Source organism: Bradyrhizobium sp. URHA0013, assembly GCF_000518345.1.
Taxonomy (GTDB): domain Bacteria; phylum Pseudomonadota; class Alphaproteobacteria; order Rhizobiales; family Xanthobacteraceae; genus Bradyrhizobium.
Genome location: NZ_KI912426.1, coordinates 146,918 through 163,370 on the forward strand (window position 1 = coordinate 146,918; position 16,453 = coordinate 163,370).

At 64.0% G+C, this 16,453-nt stretch carries 15 protein-coding genes; 6 read left to right on the top strand and 9 right to left on the bottom strand.

Annotated features, from left to right (window positions below):
- Positions 1 to 72 precede the first annotated feature (72 nt).
- Complete coding sequence (locus N551_RS0121280; protein WP_027568588.1) at positions 73 to 1,350, bottom strand: flavin-dependent oxidoreductase; 1,278 nt, start codon at positions 1,348 to 1,350, stop codon at positions 73 to 75.
- A gap of 128 nt (positions 1,351 to 1,478) precedes the next feature.
- Between N551_RS0121280 and N551_RS0121285 the strand changes: the two genes are divergently transcribed.
- Positions 1,479 to 2,099 (top strand): glutathione S-transferase family protein, encoded by a 621-nt coding sequence (locus N551_RS0121285; RefSeq protein ID WP_027568589.1) that lies wholly within the window; start codon positions 1,479 to 1,481, stop codon positions 2,097 to 2,099.
- 82 nt (positions 2,100 to 2,181) lie between these two features.
- Here N551_RS0121285 and N551_RS0121290 read toward each other — a convergent pair whose 3' ends face one another.
- Complete coding sequence (locus N551_RS0121290; protein WP_027568590.1) at positions 2,182 to 3,102, bottom strand: LysR family transcriptional regulator; 921 nt, start codon at positions 3,100 to 3,102, stop codon at positions 2,182 to 2,184.
- 90 nt (positions 3,103 to 3,192) lie between these two features.
- Here N551_RS0121290 and N551_RS0121300 point away from each other — a divergent pair, with 90 nt between their 5' ends.
- Both N551_RS0121300 and N551_RS0121305 read left to right on the top strand, forming a co-directional pair.
- A complete protein-coding gene (locus tag N551_RS0121300) occupies positions 3,193 to 3,636 on the top strand; it encodes a nuclear transport factor 2 family protein (protein WP_027568591.1) in 444 nt (147 codons plus the stop codon).
- A gap of 338 nt (positions 3,637 to 3,974) precedes the next feature.
- Positions 3,975 to 5,984, top strand: coding sequence for a methyl-accepting chemotaxis protein (locus tag N551_RS0121305; RefSeq protein WP_027568592.1), 2,010 nt, complete (start codon positions 3,975 to 3,977; stop codon positions 5,982 to 5,984).
- Between the two features lie 58 nt (positions 5,985 to 6,042).
- Here N551_RS0121305 and N551_RS0121310 read toward each other — a convergent pair whose 3' ends face one another.
- From N551_RS0121310 to N551_RS0121320, 3 genes are all read right to left on the bottom strand, one after another.
- Positions 6,043 to 6,729, bottom strand: coding sequence for a glutathione S-transferase family protein (locus tag N551_RS0121310; RefSeq protein WP_027568593.1), 687 nt, complete (start codon positions 6,727 to 6,729; stop codon positions 6,043 to 6,045).
- A gap of 132 nt (positions 6,730 to 6,861) precedes the next feature.
- Positions 6,862 to 7,188: a hypothetical protein gene (locus tag N551_RS0121315; protein ID WP_027568594.1), complete on the bottom strand. Its 327-nt coding sequence runs from the start codon at positions 7,186 to 7,188 to the stop codon at positions 6,862 to 6,864.
- 121 nt (positions 7,189 to 7,309) lie between these two features.
- On the bottom strand, positions 7,310 to 8,440 hold the full coding sequence (locus N551_RS0121320; protein ID WP_007607106.1) for a site-specific DNA-methyltransferase: 1,131 nt from the start codon (positions 8,438 to 8,440) through the stop codon (positions 7,310 to 7,312).
- A 409-nt stretch (positions 8,441 to 8,849) separates the two neighbouring features.
- Between N551_RS0121320 and N551_RS0121325 the strand changes: the two genes are divergently transcribed.
- Both N551_RS0121325 and moaB read left to right on the top strand, forming a co-directional pair.
- Positions 8,850 to 9,782 (top strand): neutral zinc metallopeptidase, encoded by a 933-nt coding sequence (locus tag N551_RS0121325; protein ID WP_027568595.1) that lies wholly within the window; start codon positions 8,850 to 8,852, stop codon positions 9,780 to 9,782.
- Between the two features lie 135 nt (positions 9,783 to 9,917).
- Complete coding sequence (gene moaB, locus N551_RS0121330; RefSeq protein WP_027568596.1) at positions 9,918 to 10,481, top strand: molybdenum cofactor biosynthesis protein B; 564 nt, start codon at positions 9,918 to 9,920, stop codon at positions 10,479 to 10,481.
- Between the two features lie 269 nt (positions 10,482 to 10,750).
- Here the strand turns inward: moaB and N551_RS0121335 are convergent, their stop codons facing one another.
- The 4 genes from N551_RS0121335 to N551_RS0121350 all read right to left on the bottom strand — a co-directional run bounded on the left by N551_RS0121335 (position 10,751) and on the right by N551_RS0121350 (position 16,264).
- Complete coding sequence (locus N551_RS0121335; RefSeq protein WP_027568597.1) at positions 10,751 to 11,677, bottom strand: helix-turn-helix domain-containing GNAT family N-acetyltransferase; 927 nt, start codon at positions 11,675 to 11,677, stop codon at positions 10,751 to 10,753.
- 62 nt (positions 11,678 to 11,739) lie between these two features.
- Entirely contained in the window at positions 11,740 to 12,315 is a 576-nt protein-coding gene (locus N551_RS0121340) for a glycosyl transferase (protein WP_027568598.1), read from the bottom strand.
- A gap of 341 nt (positions 12,316 to 12,656) precedes the next feature.
- On the bottom strand, positions 12,657 to 13,841 hold the full coding sequence (locus tag N551_RS0121345) for an acetate/propionate family kinase (RefSeq protein WP_027568599.1): 1,185 nt from the start codon (positions 13,839 to 13,841) through the stop codon (positions 12,657 to 12,659).
- 8 nt (positions 13,842 to 13,849) lie between these two features.
- Positions 13,850 to 16,264, bottom strand: a complete 2,415-nt coding sequence (locus N551_RS0121350; RefSeq protein ID WP_035962985.1) for a phosphoketolase — start codon at positions 16,262 to 16,264, stop codon at positions 13,850 to 13,852.
- Between N551_RS0121350 and N551_RS38955 the strand changes: the two genes are divergently transcribed.
- Positions 16,263 to 16,445, top strand: a complete 183-nt coding sequence (locus N551_RS38955; protein ID WP_197031178.1) for a hypothetical protein — start codon at positions 16,263 to 16,265, stop codon at positions 16,443 to 16,445. The two genes, N551_RS0121350 and N551_RS38955, sit on opposite strands and share 2 nt — an antisense overlap.
- The last annotated feature ends 8 nt before the right edge of the window (positions 16,446 to 16,453 follow it).

The window sequence follows — 16,453 nt, forward strand, 5'->3', positions numbered from 1 at the left end:
TCTACCGGCGTCACTGCCCTCTCCCGCAAGGGGCGAGGGCGCATCAACGTGCGTCTCGCTTCGTGCGAATACTCATTTCGTCGCGCGCGCACCCGCGCTCACGATCGGCGGCTTCGCATTCAGCGCTTCGACCTGGAAGCCCGCGACGCGCTTGTAGTTGGCGGCAACATCCTCCAACTCCTGTTGCGACAGCACGTCAGTGACGACCTTGTAGCCATCCGGCGCGCGCTCCTCGACGAGCTGCATCACCTGCTCCGGGCCATTCTTGCGGTTGAGCAGGACGAGACTGGTGGTTGCAGGCCGCCGCTCCGCCTCATAGGCGAGCAGGGCCGCTTGCGTCGGGCCGTGCGCCAGGATCTCGCGGGTGATGGTGCGGGCATCGAGGATCGCCTGCGAGGCGCCGTTGGAGCCGATTGGGTACATCGGATGTGCGGCGTCGCCCATCAGCGTGACGCGGCCGAAGTTCCATTGTGACACCGGATCGCGATCGACCAGTGGATATTCATAGGCGTGCGGGCAGTTCTTGATCAGGCCCGGCACGTCGAGCCAGTCGAACTGCCAGCTCTCGAACCAGGGCAAGAACTCTTCCAGGCGCGCGGTGCGGTTATAGTCCTCGCGCCGCCATTGATAGGTCGGCGGCATGTGGCGCTCGGCAACCCAGTTGATCAGATGGTTGCCCGCCGCGTCCGGCTCTTTCGAAATGGGATAGCAGACGAATTTCAGGATCTCGTGGCCGGCCATGATCATGGTGCGGCCGCTGAGGAAGGCTTTTGCAGGCGTGACGCCGCGCCAGAGGATGCGGCCGTTCCAGATCGGCGGGCCTTCGTCGGGATAGAGTTTTTCTCGCGCGGCGGAATGGATGCCGTCGGCGGCGATCAGGATCGTGCCGTCGTAAGTCGCTGCGGCCTTGCCGGTGGCCTTGTCGATGAAATCGGCGCGCACGCCGTCGGCGGTTTCGCTCCAGCCGGTCAGATGATGGCTGGTGAGGATGTTGTCGCGGCCGAGGCGCTCGATCGCGGTGTCGAGCAGCAATTGCTGGAGCGTGCCGCGATGGATCGAAAACTGCGGCCATTTATAGCCGGCCTCCAGCCCGCGCGGCTCGCTCCAGATCGGCTTGCCGTGCTTGGAGAAATAGGCAAGCTCGCGGGTGCGCACGCCGCTGGCATTGAGCTTGTCCATCAGGCCGAGCTCGATCAGCTCGCGCACCGCATGCGGCAGCACGTTGATGCCGACGCCGAGCGGCCGCAGTTCGGCGACGCTCTCGAACACTTTTACGGGAATGCCGATTCCGTGCAGGCTGAGCGCAAGCGTCAACCCGCCGATGCCGCCACCGGCGATGAGTACGGTCATGGGAAAGCCCCTCCAACTTGGGGCGTCTTGGCACAGCCGGGCGCCGGTGGGCAACTGCGAAGAGAAGTTCGTGCTATGGACCTCGGGGCCCGCAGCCGTTACCTTCCGGCTTTCCCATGAGGTCCGACATGCTCAAGCTCTACTACGCCACCGGCACCTGCGCGCTCGCCACCTACATCACCCTGGAAGAAGCCGGCGCCGACTACGCGGCCGAGCGGCTGAGCTTCAAGACCAACCAGCAGAACAGCGCGGAGTATCTCGCGATCAACCCGAAAGGCCGCGTGCCCGCGCTGGTGACCGATCGCGGCGTCCTGACCGAGACCCCGGCGATGCTGGCCTATCTCGCGCAGACCTTCCCCAAGGCGAAGCTCGCGCCGCTCGACGATCCCTTCGACTTCGCGCAGGTGCAGTCGTTCAACTCCTACCTCTGCTCGACCGTGCACATCAATCATGCCCACAAGATGCGCGGCGCGCGCTGGGCGAGCGAAGAGAGCTCGTTCGCCGATATGAAGGCGATGATTCCGAAGACCATGGGCGCCTGCTTCGCCCTGATCGAGCAGAAGATGTACAAGGGGCCCTGGGTGATGGGCGAGCAGTTCACGATCTGCGATCCTTATCTCTACACCCTGTCGACCTGGCTCGAAGGCGATAGCGTCGACATCAACGCGACGCCGAAGATCGCCGATCATTTCAAGCGCATGTCCGACCGCCCCGCCGTGCGCAAGGTGATGGACGCGCAGAAGGCGTAGCAGCGCGGAACATATTTCCTTGTCGTCCCGGGCCAGCGTAAGCGCAGACCCGGGACGACACCATTTGCTTTGAAGTTGCGTCTTACCCAGCGCGCCCTTTCTTCTCCAATTCGCGTCCCGTCTCCAACATCAGCCGCCTGAGCCAGATCGAGCCGGGATCCATCTGTGCGCGGGTCGGGTAGAACATGAACTGCTCGTCGATGCCGGGGTCGAGCGGCGGCGTCACCGTGGCGAGGCCGAGCTTCTTGGACAGCGCCCCGATCAGCCGGCGCGGCACGAAGGCGACGAGGTCGGTGCGGGCAGCGACGTGCAGCGCTTCGAGATAGCCCGGGACGACCAATGAAATGTGCCGGTCGATGCCCTTGGTGCGCAGCCAGGTGTCGATCAGGTCCTCCGGCTGGCCGCGGATAATTACGCCGACATGGCGCGCGGCCAGGAACATCTCGCGCCGTTTCAGCTTCGCAGCCACGGGATGGCCGCGCCGCACCGCCAGCGCGTCGCTGTCGGTGTAGAGCAGCTGGCGGTGAAAGCCCTTGAAGGCGTTGCCGATCGAGATCACGAGATCGATGGTGCGGGCGAACTCGGCGTGGAAAATCGCCGGTCCCCGCCACGGCACCACGTCGATTCGGACATTGGGGGCGGCCTGCGTCACCTTTTCCATCAAGAGCGGCATCAACAGCTCTACCGCGAGATCCGGCATCATCAGTCGGAATTGCCGCTCGCTGCGCGCCGCGTCAAATTCGTCCGATAGGAACAGCCCGCGCACCTGGTCGAGCGCCTGCGCCAGCGGCGCGCGCAAGGCTTGCGCCCGCGGCGTCAGCTCCATGCGCGCGCCTGTGCGGACCAGGAGCGGATCGCGAAAGATGTCGCGCAGACGCTGGAGCGCATGACTGGCCGCCGGCTGCGACAGCCCGATCCGCAAGGCGGCGCGGCCGACGTTGGCCTCGCGCAGCAGCGCGTCGAGCGCGGTCAGGAGATTGAGGTCGAGCGAATTCAAATTCATGAGGCGAATAGATATCATATCCACTATCGATTTGAAGAATTTAGAGGCGGCGGCGATGATCTCGATGTTCTCACCAAGGGAGATGCCGCCATGAGCGCGAGCGCCAACAAGAAGCTGATGCAGGATATCTTTGCCGCCGCCGCCAGCCGCGATCCGGCTGCGCGCGACCGCGCCTTGTTCACCGAAAGCCTTGCCGACGACGCCAAATGGATCGTGACCGGCCAGTACTCCTGGTCGCGCACCTTTTCGGGCAAACAAGCGATCCTCAACGACCTGCACGCCTATGTGCGGACCCGTCTTGTCGACCGGACGCGGACGGTCGCCCACCGCTTCACCGCCGACGGCGATGTCGTCGTCGTCGAAGCCAAGGGCGACAACGTCACGCCCGAAGGCGTGCGCTACGACAACGACTATTGCCTCGTGTTTCGTCTCGAGGACGGCAAGATCAAGGAGATCCGGGAATATTGCGACTCGATGCTGACCGAGAAGGCCCTCGGCCCGTTTCCGCAAACGCTCGTGGGGGCCGCGAGCTGAGCGGATCGAGCGGCGTCGCGTCCGTCGACCGGTGCCATCCGCCGCGGTCGGCGAGGGGCGTGTCGGTCTGGCGCAGGCCGAACAGCTGCAGCGCCCTGCATGGCGCTGCGGGCCTCTCGCCAAAACCTTGCTCACCTGCCGATAAAATCAGCAGATCTTGTGCCGTCTGACGCATGCGCGCGCGAAAAATTTGAAGGTTCAATTAACGAGTGTCCCCCATTGTGTCGCGGTGCAGCGTGGGTCGCGAACAACGCGATCCGCGGCTGCCGGGGTGGCCCGATAAATCGCCGGAGTTGTTCGTCCGCCCGAATTGACATGCTTCTGAGTGGACAGTGGGAATGCCGAGTTTTCGTTTGCGGATCAGGGGACGCCTGTACGCAGGTTTCATGGCCTTGGTGGCGGTTGGTCTTGTGATGGCGGTGGTCGCCATCTGGAATTTGCGGTCCGTTCAGGATCAGGTCGAAAAACTCTCCAAATTGTCGGACAGCACGGCGCGCGTCCTGGAGATATCGACCCATTTTCAGGCCATCCAGCGGGCCAATCTGCGCTACATTTACGACGCCAACGAGCCTGCGATGCGGGAGGCTGCCGAGCGAGAGACCGCGGCGACGGGGCTATTACAGCTCGGAGCAAAGGGCACCCTCTCGGAGGAGCGGCGGAAGCTCTACAACGATCTGATCGCCGACATCGCCAAAATGAAAAGCCTGCGTGATAGTCTCGGCGACGCCGTCAACGAGGCGCGGACCGGCAAGGCGACGCTGTTGCCGAGCGGCGAAGAGCTGACGGTGAAGATGGCCAAGCTGGTCGATGTGGCCCGCGCCGCCGCCGACGACGACACGGTGTCGCTCGTCGCGGACCTCGAATCCCGGGTCCTGCTGGTTCGAATCGCGAACTGGCGCTTCCTCGCTCTGCGCGACACCAACGGGCCCACCGCCTTCAGAACCAATGTCGACAGGGCGGTGCAGCGGCTCGCAGCCGTCGAAAGGAGCCCGCAGGCGGCCGACCTTCGCTCGTCTCTGACGCCCGTGAAGACCGCCCTCGGTATCTACAAATCCGCGTTCGAAACGACCTCCGCCGCGATGCTGCGGTCCGACGAGATCTACCACAAGGATCTCGCACCGCTCATCTCCGCGAGCATCGCCAAGCTCAAGGTCACGGAAACGGCCTTGAAGACGGATTACAAGGATTCGCGCACCGCGGCCGATGCTGTGATCGACGGCACGACCTCGCTCCAGGCGATCGCGGGCGGCCTCGCCGTCCTGTTCGGACTGATCGTCGCCTTCCTGACCGCCCGCAGCATCGTGGGGCCGCTGACCTCGATGACGCGCGCAATGGGGCTGCTTGCCGGGGGCAATCTCGCCGTCGAGATCCCTTCGCGCGGCAAGGCCGACGAGATCGGCGACATGGCCAAGGCGATCGACGTCTTCAAGACCAACATGATCGAGACCGAAAGGCTGCGCCATGAGCAGACCGCAACCGAGGCCCGGCAGGCCGAGAGCCGCAAGGCCGACATGGCCCGGCTCGCCAGCCAGTTCGAGCAGGCGGTGGGCGAGATCGTCGATACCGTATCCTCGGCATCGCACGAACTCGAGGGCTCGGCCGGCACCCTGACCGCGACCGCGAGGCGCGCTCAGGATCTCTCCACCGAAGTGCAATCCGCCTCCCAGGAAGCCTCAGCCAATGTGCAGGCGGTCGCCTCCGCGACCGAGGAGTTGTCCTCCTCGGTGACGGAGATCGCGCGCCAGGTGCAGGAATCGGCGCGCATTGCGGGCGAAGCCGTCGGTCAGGTGAGCAAGACCAACGCGCGCGTCAGCGAGCTCTCCAAGGCTGCAGCCCGCATCGGCGACGTGGTCGAGCTGATCAGCACCATCGCCGGCCAGACCAACCTCCTGGCGCTGAACGCCACCATCGAGGCGGCGCGCGCGGGTGAAGCCGGCCGTGGCTTTGCCGTGGTCGCCTCGGAGGTCAAGGCGCTTGCCGAGCAGACCGCGAGGGCCACCGGTGAGATCGCCCAGCAGGTTTCGGGCATCCAGGCCGCGACGGAGGAGTCGGTCGGCTCGATCAGGGAGATCAGCGGCACCATCGAGCGACTGTCGGAGATCTCGTCGACGGTTGCCGCCGCCGTGGAGGAGCAGGGTGCGGCGACGCAGGAGATCTCCCGCAACGTGCAGCAGGCGGCCCAGGGCACGCAGCTCGTGTCGTCCAACATCGGCGACGTGCAGCGTGGGGCTTCCGAGACCGGCTCGGCCTCCTCGCAGGTGCTCTCGGCGGCCCGCTCGCTGTCGGCCGACAGCAATCGCTTGAAGCAGGAAGTCGCCAACTTCCTGAGCTCGGTCCACGCCGCCTGAGCCTCAAAAGCAAAAGGCCACGCGCGTGCGCGTGGCCTCGCATTGTGACCGGACGCGATCAGGCGACTTTCGTCGTCATGTGCTTGAACATGTTGCTGCGGGCCTCGTCGTCCATCTCCGCCTTGAAGGTGAACTTGTCCTTCAGAGCGATCGCGCGCGTCGCCGCAGGCCGCGCCGTGACCTCGTCCACCAGCCGCTTGACGTTGGGGTATCGCGCGAAGGCATCGTCGCCGAGCTTGAACGGCAACATCCGTGCCCAACCCCACAGCGCCATGTCGACGATCGAATAGCTGTCGCCGACCATGTAGCGGCGGCCTTCGAGGTGACCGTCGAGAATCTTGTAGTGACGATCGGTCTCGAACTGATAGCGGTTATGCGCGTAGTCGTGGTTCTGGTCCTTCGGCGCGAAATGCTTGAAGTGCACGGCCTGGCCCGAATACGGGCCGACGCCGGTGGCGACGAACATCAGCCATGACAGCATCTCGCCGCGAAAATTGGCGGCCGGCAGGAATTTTCCGGTCTTCTCGGCCAGATAGAGCAGGATGGCGTTGGAATCGAACACGATGGTGCCGTTGTCGTCGATCGCCGGCACCTTGCAGTTCGGATTGATCTTCAGATAGTCCGGCGTGAACTGCTCGCCCTTGCGGGTGTCGATCTTCACCGGCTCAAAGGCCAGGCCCGACTCTTCGAGATAAAGCGCGACCTTGGTCGGGTTCGGCGAGCCATTGAAATAGAATTTGAGCATCGGGCATCTCCCCTGTGTTTGTTGGCTGAGAGTGGAGGCAGCAACATGTCCGCAAGCGCCCTTGTCTTGCCTGAACCTTATCGGGGAGGGCAACCGGCGAGTTTGCCGGGCGGTATCTGCGCGCCACGCAGATCAGCCGGCGTAACAAAGGCCGATCGCCGCCGTAATGACCATGGCCGCGCCCACGACCTCCAGGCGCAGCCCGAGCCGGGTAGCGATATGCATGTCGGAAGCTCGCGCCTTGCGCTCCGATCCGCGCGCGTAGCCGTGAACGATGACGTCGTGATTGAAGCTGTCATGGGCCTCGTTGCTGCTGGCGAGCCCGACACAGACCACGAGCACGCCGAACAAGGCGAGGCCGAAAAATCCCAGCAGCGCGATCAGGAACATCGGAAACATGCCGAGCAGAAAGATCGGCAGCAGCGGCACCAGCAGCAATGTCTCGGACTGTCGTCGCATGGGAGGACCGGTCGGGACGGGGCGCAGGCGGTCAATCTAGTCCCGCCGGCCGCTGTGTTCAACCAGTCTCGTGATTCCAGGGCCGCGCCAAGAGGCGCGCTCCGGGATGACGAAAGGAAGGCTACCCCGCCGCCATGCCGGCGCGGATTTCGGCGCGGAGTTCGTCGATCAGCTTGAGACCCTTCTTGGTCTCGATGTGCCAGAAGGTCCAGCCGTTGCAGGCTTGCGCGCCTTGCGCCACTGCGCCCATGCGGTGGATGGAGCCGACCTTGTCGCCGAACATGATGGCCCCGTCGGCGCGGACCAGTGCGCCGAGCTTCTTTTTGGCGTCGAACAGCTTGGTGCCGGGCATGATCATGCCACGCTCGATCAGCTCGGAGAACGCAACCCGCGGCGCTTCGCGCGCCGTCATGAACGGGGCGAGGCTTGCCTCCGGCAGCGGCTCGACCGCGGCGATGCGCGCTTGTGCGGCTTTCGCATAAGTCTTGTCGCGCTCGAAGCCGATATAAGAGCGGCCGAGGCGCTTTGCGACCGCGCCGGTGGTGCCGGTGCCGTTGAAGGGATCGATCACGAGATCGCCGGGCTTGGAGGACGACAGCAGCACGCGCGCGAGCAGGCCTTCCGGCTTCTGCGTCGGGTGCACTTTCTTGCCGTCGGCGCCCTTGAGGCGCTCCTCGCCGGTGCAGAGCGGGATCAGCCAGTCGGACCGTGCCTGCACGTCCTCGTTGGCGGCTTTCAAGGCTTCGTAGTTGAAGGTGTAGCCCTTGGCCTTTTCGTCGCGCGCGGCCCAGATCATGGTCTCGTGCGCGTTGGTGAAGCGACGGCCGCGGAAATTCGGCATCGGGTTGGTCTTGCGCCAGACGATGTCGTTCAGGAGCCAGAAGCCGAGGTCCTGCATGATCGCGCCGACGCGGAAGATGTTGTGATAGGAGCCGATCACCCAGATCGTCGCCGACGGCTTCATCGCGCGGCGGGCGGCAAGCAGCCAGGCGCGGGTGAAATCGTCATAGGCGGAGAACGAATCGAACTTGTCCCAGTCGTCGTCGACCGCATCGACATGGGATTCGTCGGGGCGCTTGAGATCGCCCTTGAGCTGGAGATTGTAGGGTGGATCGGCGAACACCAGGTCGACCGAACCAGCCTGAAGCTTCGACATCTCTGCGACGCAATCGCCGAGGACGATGCTGTGCGAAGGAGACTCAAAATTTGTGCGGGGCGCCCTTGCAGACGCCCCGCGACGCGACTCTACCATGACTCAAGAACTCTGACTCAGGCGACGCTGTCGGCGACGCGGGACCAAACAACCGACTGACCGTTACATTGAAGCGGCAAAGTAAAAATCGACTTAACCCGCCGCTTTCGTGAATAGCTCTCACATCGCGCCTTGCACGCGGTTCGCTCCGCGCATTCGCCGTGTTTTGCAGTGTATTTCGTGTTTCTTCGCGTTGCGGCTGTGATCGGAGCGCAAAAAGACTCAAAATTCCTCTCGGAAAAAATTGCTCGATGCCCGGAAAAAATTGCTGGCATTGCCATGCGGTCGCACTAGGCAATAATTGCCGAGCGGGATATTGATTAACGCAATGGAAATTTTACGTGCATGGTGCGTTGAGCTTTGCCGCCTTTGCGCCCAATGATGCCAGCCAGGACCGAGGGAAGCCGCCATGCGCTACGATGATTTCCGCCGCAGCGACGACATCGAGGATCGTCGCGACGATGGTGGCGGCGGCGGTGGAGGAGGCGGGTTCGGCCTCCCCATGGGCGGCGGCGGGCTCGGCATCGGCACCATCATCGTGCTCGGCCTGGTCGGCTACGCCTTCGGCATCGATCCGCGCATCCTGATCGGCGGTGCCGAGATCCTCACCGGCGGCGGCCAGGCGCCGTCCTACCAGACCGATCGCCAGTCCACCTCGGCCAAGCGCGGCGCGCCGACCGACGAGATGGGCAGCATGATCTCCGGCATCCTCGGCGAGATCGACGACCGCTGGAGCGAGATCTTCCAGGCCTCGGGCCAGTCCTTTACCGGTCCGAAGGTCGTGCTGTTCCGCAACGTCACCAATGGCGGGCGCTGCGGCCGGGCGGAGTCGGCGATGGGACCATTCTATTGTCCGCCCGACAGGACCATCTTCCTCGACACCGGTTTCTTCCGCGAGGTCGAGACGCGTTTTCGCGGGTGCTCCGGCAAGTCCGCCTGTAACTTCACCACCGCCTACATCATCGCCCATGAGGCCGGCCATCACATCCAGAACCTGCTCGGCATCATTCCGCGCGTGACGCGCCTGCAGCAGCAGGCCGGCAGCAAGGCGGAGTCGAATGCGCTCCAGGTGAAGGTCGAATTGCAGGCCGACTGCTTGTCCGGTGTCTGGGTCAATCGCGAGGCGAAGAAGCGGCCGAACTTCCTGGAGCCGGGCGACATCGACGCCGCACTCACCACGGCGAGCGCGATCGGCGACGACACGCTGCAGCGCCAGTCCACAGGCCGCGTCGTGCCCGATTCCTTCACCCACGGCTCGGCCGCGCAACGCAAACAGTGGTTCATGACCGGCTACCAGCAGGGCACCGTCCAGGCCTGCAACACGTTTGGTGGCGGACAGTAGGGGTTATCCGTCATCCTGAGGTGCTCGCCAATTGGCGAGCCTCGAAGGATGGCGAGCCCGTGGCCCATCCTTCGAGGCGCGCAACAGCGCGCACCTCAGGATGACGTCAGTGGTCTGTGAAGAAGGTGCGTTGCAATGACCTCCATCGACGAAGCAAAACAGTTCGTCCCGCTCAACATCGCGGTGCTCACCATGTCCGACACGCGCGCGCTCGCGGATGATAAATCCGGCCAGACCCTGGCCGACCGTCTCCTTGCGGCCGGCCATCATCTCGCCGCGCGCGAGATCGTCACCGACGACGTCGAGACGATCCGCGCCGTCATTCGCCGCTGGATTGCGGAGGCAGGCGTCGACGTCGTCATCACCACCGGCGGCACCGGCTTCACCGGGCGCGACGTCACGCCGGAGGCGATCGAGCCCTTGTTCGAGAAGCGCATGGACGGTTTCTCGATCGCATTCCACATGCTGAGCCACGCCAAGATCGGCACGTCGACGATCCAGAGCCGCGCCACGGCCGGCGTCGCGGGCGCAACGTACATCTTCTGCCTCCCAGGTTCGCCCGGTGCCTGCCGCGACGGCTGGGACGGCATCCTCAAAGCCCAGCTCGACTACCGCACGCGTCCCTGCAATTTCGTCGAGATCATGCCGCGGCTGGACGAGCACCTGCGCCGGACGAAGGCGCGGGGCGCGACGGTGTAGTTGGACATTCCTTCTCCCCTCATGTCCGCCGAAGCTTTAGCGAAGGCGGATGTGGGGGAAGGTGGCATAGGCGGCCTTCGGCCGCCGTTCTTAAGGAACGCCGAAGCGAAGCTTCGGCTATGGTGCCGGATGAGGGGTCTCTGTCCATTTGCACAGATGCTTGCGGAGACAACCCCTCACCCAACTGAGCTTGTGTTTACCAGCGTCGCTGCCCTCCCCCGCAAGGGGCGAGAGCACATATTATGCGCATCTCGCCCGCTGTTGAAGCGTCAGAGATCCCGCTCCCACGTTTCCCCAATCAGATCCTGCCCGAAGCTGTGATGCGGCTCGGTCTTCACGAGGTTGAAGGCTGCACTTTGATAGATGCCCCGCGCGGCGACCAGGATGCTTTGCGTCCACAGCGTCATCTTGCTGTAGCCCCTCTCGCGTGCGCCCTGGATGCATTGCTCGACCAGCGCGCGGCCGACACCGAGTCCCCGCGCTTTCTTCTCCACCTGCAACAGGCGCAGCTTGGCAATCTCGTCCGTGGCCTTGACCAGAAAGATCGAGCCGATCGGCTCGCCATCCACTTCCGCAATCCAGCAGTGCTCGCGCGCGGCGTCATAGTTCTTGATGAACTGTGCGCAGATCTCGGCGACCAGGGCCTCGTAGCTGATATCCCAGTTGTAGTCGGCCGCATAGGCGGCGGCCTGTCGGGAGATGACCCAGCCCATGTCGCCGACGCGATGGCTGCGCAGCATGAAAGCCGCGGGCTGGCTTCGATGCTCCAGCACAGCTTCGATGGTCGCCATAGCCTGCGTGAGCCGCGTTGCATCGCTGGCCGAAAGCTGAGCCAGCATTGCGGCGACTTCGTTTTGCGAGCCCAGGTTCAGCTTGGCAAAGCTCTGGCGCCCCTTGGCAGTGAGGCTGAGCTGGTATTGCCTGCGATCCGCGGGCAGGGGCCTGCGGGTGATCAGCCCCTTTTCGTCGAAGCTCTGCACGATACGGCTGAGATAGCCGGGGTCGAGGCCAAGCTCGTTGCCGATCTCCTTTGCGGCAAGGTCGTCCCGTTGTGCGAGCTCGTAGAGCACGCGGGCCTCGCTGAGCGAGAACGGGCTCTTGCCAAGGTGCTGGTCGAGCACGCCAAGCTTGCGGGTGTAGAAGCGGTTGAAGGCGCGAACCGCTGCGACGTGGTCATCGGTACCGTTAATTGACATGGCTCACCTCGATACTTGCCATTGTCAAATAATTATTTGACTTTGGCAAGTATTGAAGTGCTTCAGCCGACCATGACGATCCGGCTGCGCAGCATGATCCGCGACGAGCGGCCGAGCCGCCGGAGCAACCGCGCCTCGGAGCGGCGGGCTTGGGGCGGGTAGCCACCGATGCGGTCGTAGTGATCACGCGCGATCAAAAGTCCCTGATCGCCGAAGGGACCGACGAGCTTGCGCATCAGGGCCCAGAGGATATCGCGGAAGCCGGCATCAGCGTAGGGTGAGCGGGCATAGCGGAAGACAGCTGCACGATCCCGGCCGCTGGTCGAGACGGACTGGATAAACTGAGCGGTTTCCTCGATCCAGCCGGTTTCCAGCACGGCGCCGGCGGGGAGGAACATCAGCCAGGACGAACGGGCCTGGAGTGCGCCGGCGGCAAGCGCGGCGCCCTGCGTCGATCCTTCGAAGCCGATGAAACGGCAGCCCGCGACGTCGGCAACGCGCTCGATGACCCCATTGCGGGTGCCATCGACGAGGAGCACTTCCCGGACGATGCCTGCGGCGGCACCGGGTACCAGCGCGGCCAGAGTTGCGACCGCCGTCTGCTCGACGCCTTCGGTCGGAATGATGACGCTCAGCATGATTGAGGCTTCAGTGTCCACACTTCGGGAGAAGCGTAGCTCATTATCAGGGCGTCATAAAACATGTGGCGCTGCCGAGTGCAACTTTCCGGCCACGCTTCGGTATACGATGGTAAACCGCCGCGGCTGTCGCATCCAAATTTGTCCCGTACGGGCCACGATATCGCCAATGTGTCGGCCCCAGCCTATCCTCTCCGTATTAATCCGGAGGTTAGCCGTAATATTGCGCGGCGGGCCGGCCGTTCGCAATCCCGCAAGAGGAAGGACGCGATAGCGGACGAGCGCGAGAGCGGGAAAAACGTGCAATCACGCTGCTGACGAGGGCTTCGAATGAACGCCGGTCAACCTGCTGTTCGTAGCACCGCCGCACAATGTCGTGCGATCATCAGTTCCTCATTCGTTGGAATGACGAAGACATCGGCTGCGCTATCGTCACCGCTAATGCGCTCGCGCGCCGCATCATTCGCAGCCGCATCGATGCGCACACCGAGCCAGTCGAGACGCTCACCGATCGCTCTGCGGATTTCCCTGGCATGCTCGCCGATGCCGCCGGTGAAGACCAGGCAGTCCAGCCCGGCAAGCGTCGTCGCCATCGCCGCCACCTCCTGCGCGGCGCGGAAGGTGAAGAGCTCGACCGCCTCCCGTGCCGCAGCTTCGCTGCTCGCAAGCAGCGTCCGCATATCCGACGCGATGCAGGAGACGCCGAGCAGGCCCGATTCGTGGTAGAGCAGGTGCTGGACATCGTCGACCGACATCTTCTCGTGCTGTTGCAGATAGAGCAGCACGCCCGGGTCGATCCTGCCGCACCGCGTGCCCATCACCAGCCCGTCGAGCGGCGTCAGTCCCATCGTGGTGTCGATGCTGCGGCCGTCGCGCAAGCCGCACAGGCTCGCGCCATTGCCGAGATGCGCGATCACGGTGCGCTTGGCCACGAGCTGCGGCGCGATTCGGGCGAGCCGTCCCGCGACATATTCGAACGAGAGGCCATGAAATCCGTAGCGCCGGACTCCGCGCTCCTCATAACGTCGCGGAATGGCGAAGCGGCTGGCGGGCGGCGCAATGCCGTGGTGGAAAGCGGTGTCGAAGCAGGCAATCTGCGTCAGGTCGGGCCTGATCGCCCTGATGGCGCGGACCGGCGCCAGACACCGCGGCTGGTGCAGCGGCGCCAGCGGTGTCAACGCCTCCAGCTTTGCGGTGACATCGTCTGTCAGCTCGACCGGAGCGGAATAGTCCGGACCGCCATGGACGACGCGATGGCCGACGGCGCGCAAGCGATGGTCGCCGAAACGATCCTCGATGAAGCCGAGCATGTCGGCGAACAGATGATCGCTATCCGCATCCGATGATTCCCTCCCTTGCTGGAACAGGTCTTCGCCCGCGGGGCTCTTCACGACGAGCCGCGGCTTCGTCTCGTGCTCGTCGAGCAGGCCCTTGCAGAGCGGGGTGGGCTCGGCCGCCGAGATCTCGAACAGGCCGAATTTGATACTCGACGATCCCGAATTGAGAACGAGAACGGTGTTCAACATGGCTGCTGTCAGTCGCCTGCCTCCGCCGGCGTGTTGCCGCCGGCGCTGTTCTGCCAGACCCATTCCTGGATTTCCGGCATGTCCTCGCCGTATTCGCGCACATAGCGCGAATGCTCGATCAGCTTGTCGCGGAATTGCTGCTTCACCTGCGCCGCTTTGGTCGCGAGCCCCGGCACGCGCTCGATCGCCTCGATCGCGAGGTGATAGCGGTCGAGCTCGTTGAGCACGACCATGTCGAACGGCGTCGTCGTGGTGCCTTCCTCGGCAAAGCCGCGGACGTGCATGCCCGCGTGGTTGGTCCGATTATAGGTCAGCCGGTGGATCAGATAGGGATAGCCGTGATAGGCGAAGATCACCGGCTTGTCGCGCGTGAACAGGCCGTCGAAGTCGCGGTCGGACAAGCCGTGCGGGTGCTGCTCCCTGGGTTGCAGCGTCATGAGGTCGACGACGTTGACGACGCGGATCTTCAGCTCGGGCAGCGCCTTGCGCAGCAGGTCGACGGCGGCGAGCGTTTCCAGTGTCGGCACGTCGCCGGCGCAGGCCATCACGACATCGGGCTCGCCATTCGCGTCTTCCGTCCCGGCCCAGCTCCAGATGCCAATGCCGGCATCGCAGTGCGTGGCTGCCTCCTGCATCGACAGCCATTGCGGCGCCGGCTGCTTGCCGGCCACGATGACGTTGATGCGGTCATAGGTGCGCAGGCAGTGATCGGCGATCCACAGCAGCGTGTTGGCGTCCGGTGGGAAGTAAATGCGGACGATATCGGCCTTCTTGTTGGCGACGAGATCGACGAATCCGGGGTCCTGATGGCTGAAGCCGTTGTGGTCCTGGCGCCAGACATGCGATGTCAGCAGATAGTTGAGCGAGGCGATCGGGCGTCGCCACGGCAGATGCCGCGTCACTTTCAGCCATTTGGCATGCTGGTTGAACATGGAATCCACGATGTGGATGAACGCCTCGTAGCAGGAGAAGAAGCCGTGCCGGCCCGTGAGCAGGTAGCCCTCTAACCAGCCCTGGCAGAGATGTTCGCTCAGGACTTCCATCACGCGTCCGTTCTGGGCGAGATGCACGTCGTAAGGTTTTGTCGGTTCCATCCAGACGCGTTCGGTGGCCTCGAACACCGCATCGAGCCGGTTTGAGGCGGTTTCGTCCGGGCCCATGATGCGGAAGTTGCGGGCCTCGGCGTTGAGGCGGATGACGTCGCGCAGGAATTTGCCGAGCTCGCGGGTTGCCTCCGCCACGACGCCGCCCGGCTGAGGGACCTTGACGGCGAAGCTGCGGAAGTCCGGCAGCTTCAGCTCCTTCTTCAGAAGGCCGCCATTGGCGTGCGGATTGGCGCCCATGCGGCGATTGCCTTCGGGCGCGAGCGCCTGGAGCTCGGCAACGACCGCGCCGTTCGCGTCGAATAGCTTTTCCGGCTCGTAGCTGCGCATCCAGTCTTCGAGAATCTTCAGATGCGCCGGGTTGTCGCGGCAGTTCGCAACCGGCACCTGATGTGCACGCCAAAAACCCTCGACTTTCTTGCCGTCGACTTCCTTGGGGCCGGTCCAGCCCTTCGGGCTGCGTAGCACGATCATCGGCCAGCGCGGGCGTTCGACGCTCTTGCGGCCGTCGCGGGCGTGCTGCTGGATCGACCGGATGCTGGCGAACGCGACGTCGAGCGCGTCCGCCATGGCCTGGTGCATCAATTTCGGATCGTCGCCCTCGACGAATAGCGGCTCGTGGCCGAGCCCGCGGAAGAGATCGCGGATCTCGTCGTCGCGCATCCGGCCGAGCACGGTTGGGTTGGCAATCTTGTAACCGTTGAGATGCAGGATCGGCAGCACCGCGCCGTCATGGGCAGGATTGAGGAACTTGTTGGAGTGCCAGGACGCCGCGAGCGGGCCAGTCTCGGCCTCGCCGTCTCCGACGACACAGGCGACGATCAGGTCGGGATTGTCGAATGCCGCGCCATAGGCATGCACCAGCGCGTAACCGAGCTCACCGCCTTCGTGAATCGAGCCCGGCGTCTCCGGCGCCGCGTGACTCGGGATGCCGCCGGGGAAGGAGAATTGCCTGAACAGTTTGCGCAACCCGTCGGTATCGCGCGCGATATCGGGATAGATCTCGCTGTAGCTGCCTTCGAGATAGGTGTTGGCGACCATGCCGGGGCCGCCGTGGCCGGGACCGCACACATAGATCACGCTCAGGTCCAGCGCGCGGATGACGCGGTTGAGATGGGCATAAATGAAGTTCAAACCGGGCGTCGTGCCCCAATGGCCGAGCAAACGCGGCTTGATGTGCTCGGGCCGTAACGGCTCGCGCAGCAGCGGATTGTCCAGCAGGTAAATCTGCCCGACGGAGAGATAGTTCGCGGCGCGCCAATAGCGGTCGAGCAGATCGAGGTCGCTGCTCGCTGCGGCCAATTGTTGTTGATTTGTCATGTTCCTGCCGACCTTCACCCGGGATCGTCACCAACCGAGTTCCGGCGAGATCGATCCTTCGGCAGCATCAAACGAGATCGCCGTGACGCCACTGTTGCGTGAGGTCAAAAGCGGGCGCGCGAAGTTTGGGCAGCTCTACTGTGCATGGGGTTGTTTTCACGTTTTTGGTTTGTGTTCTTGATTTGTTCC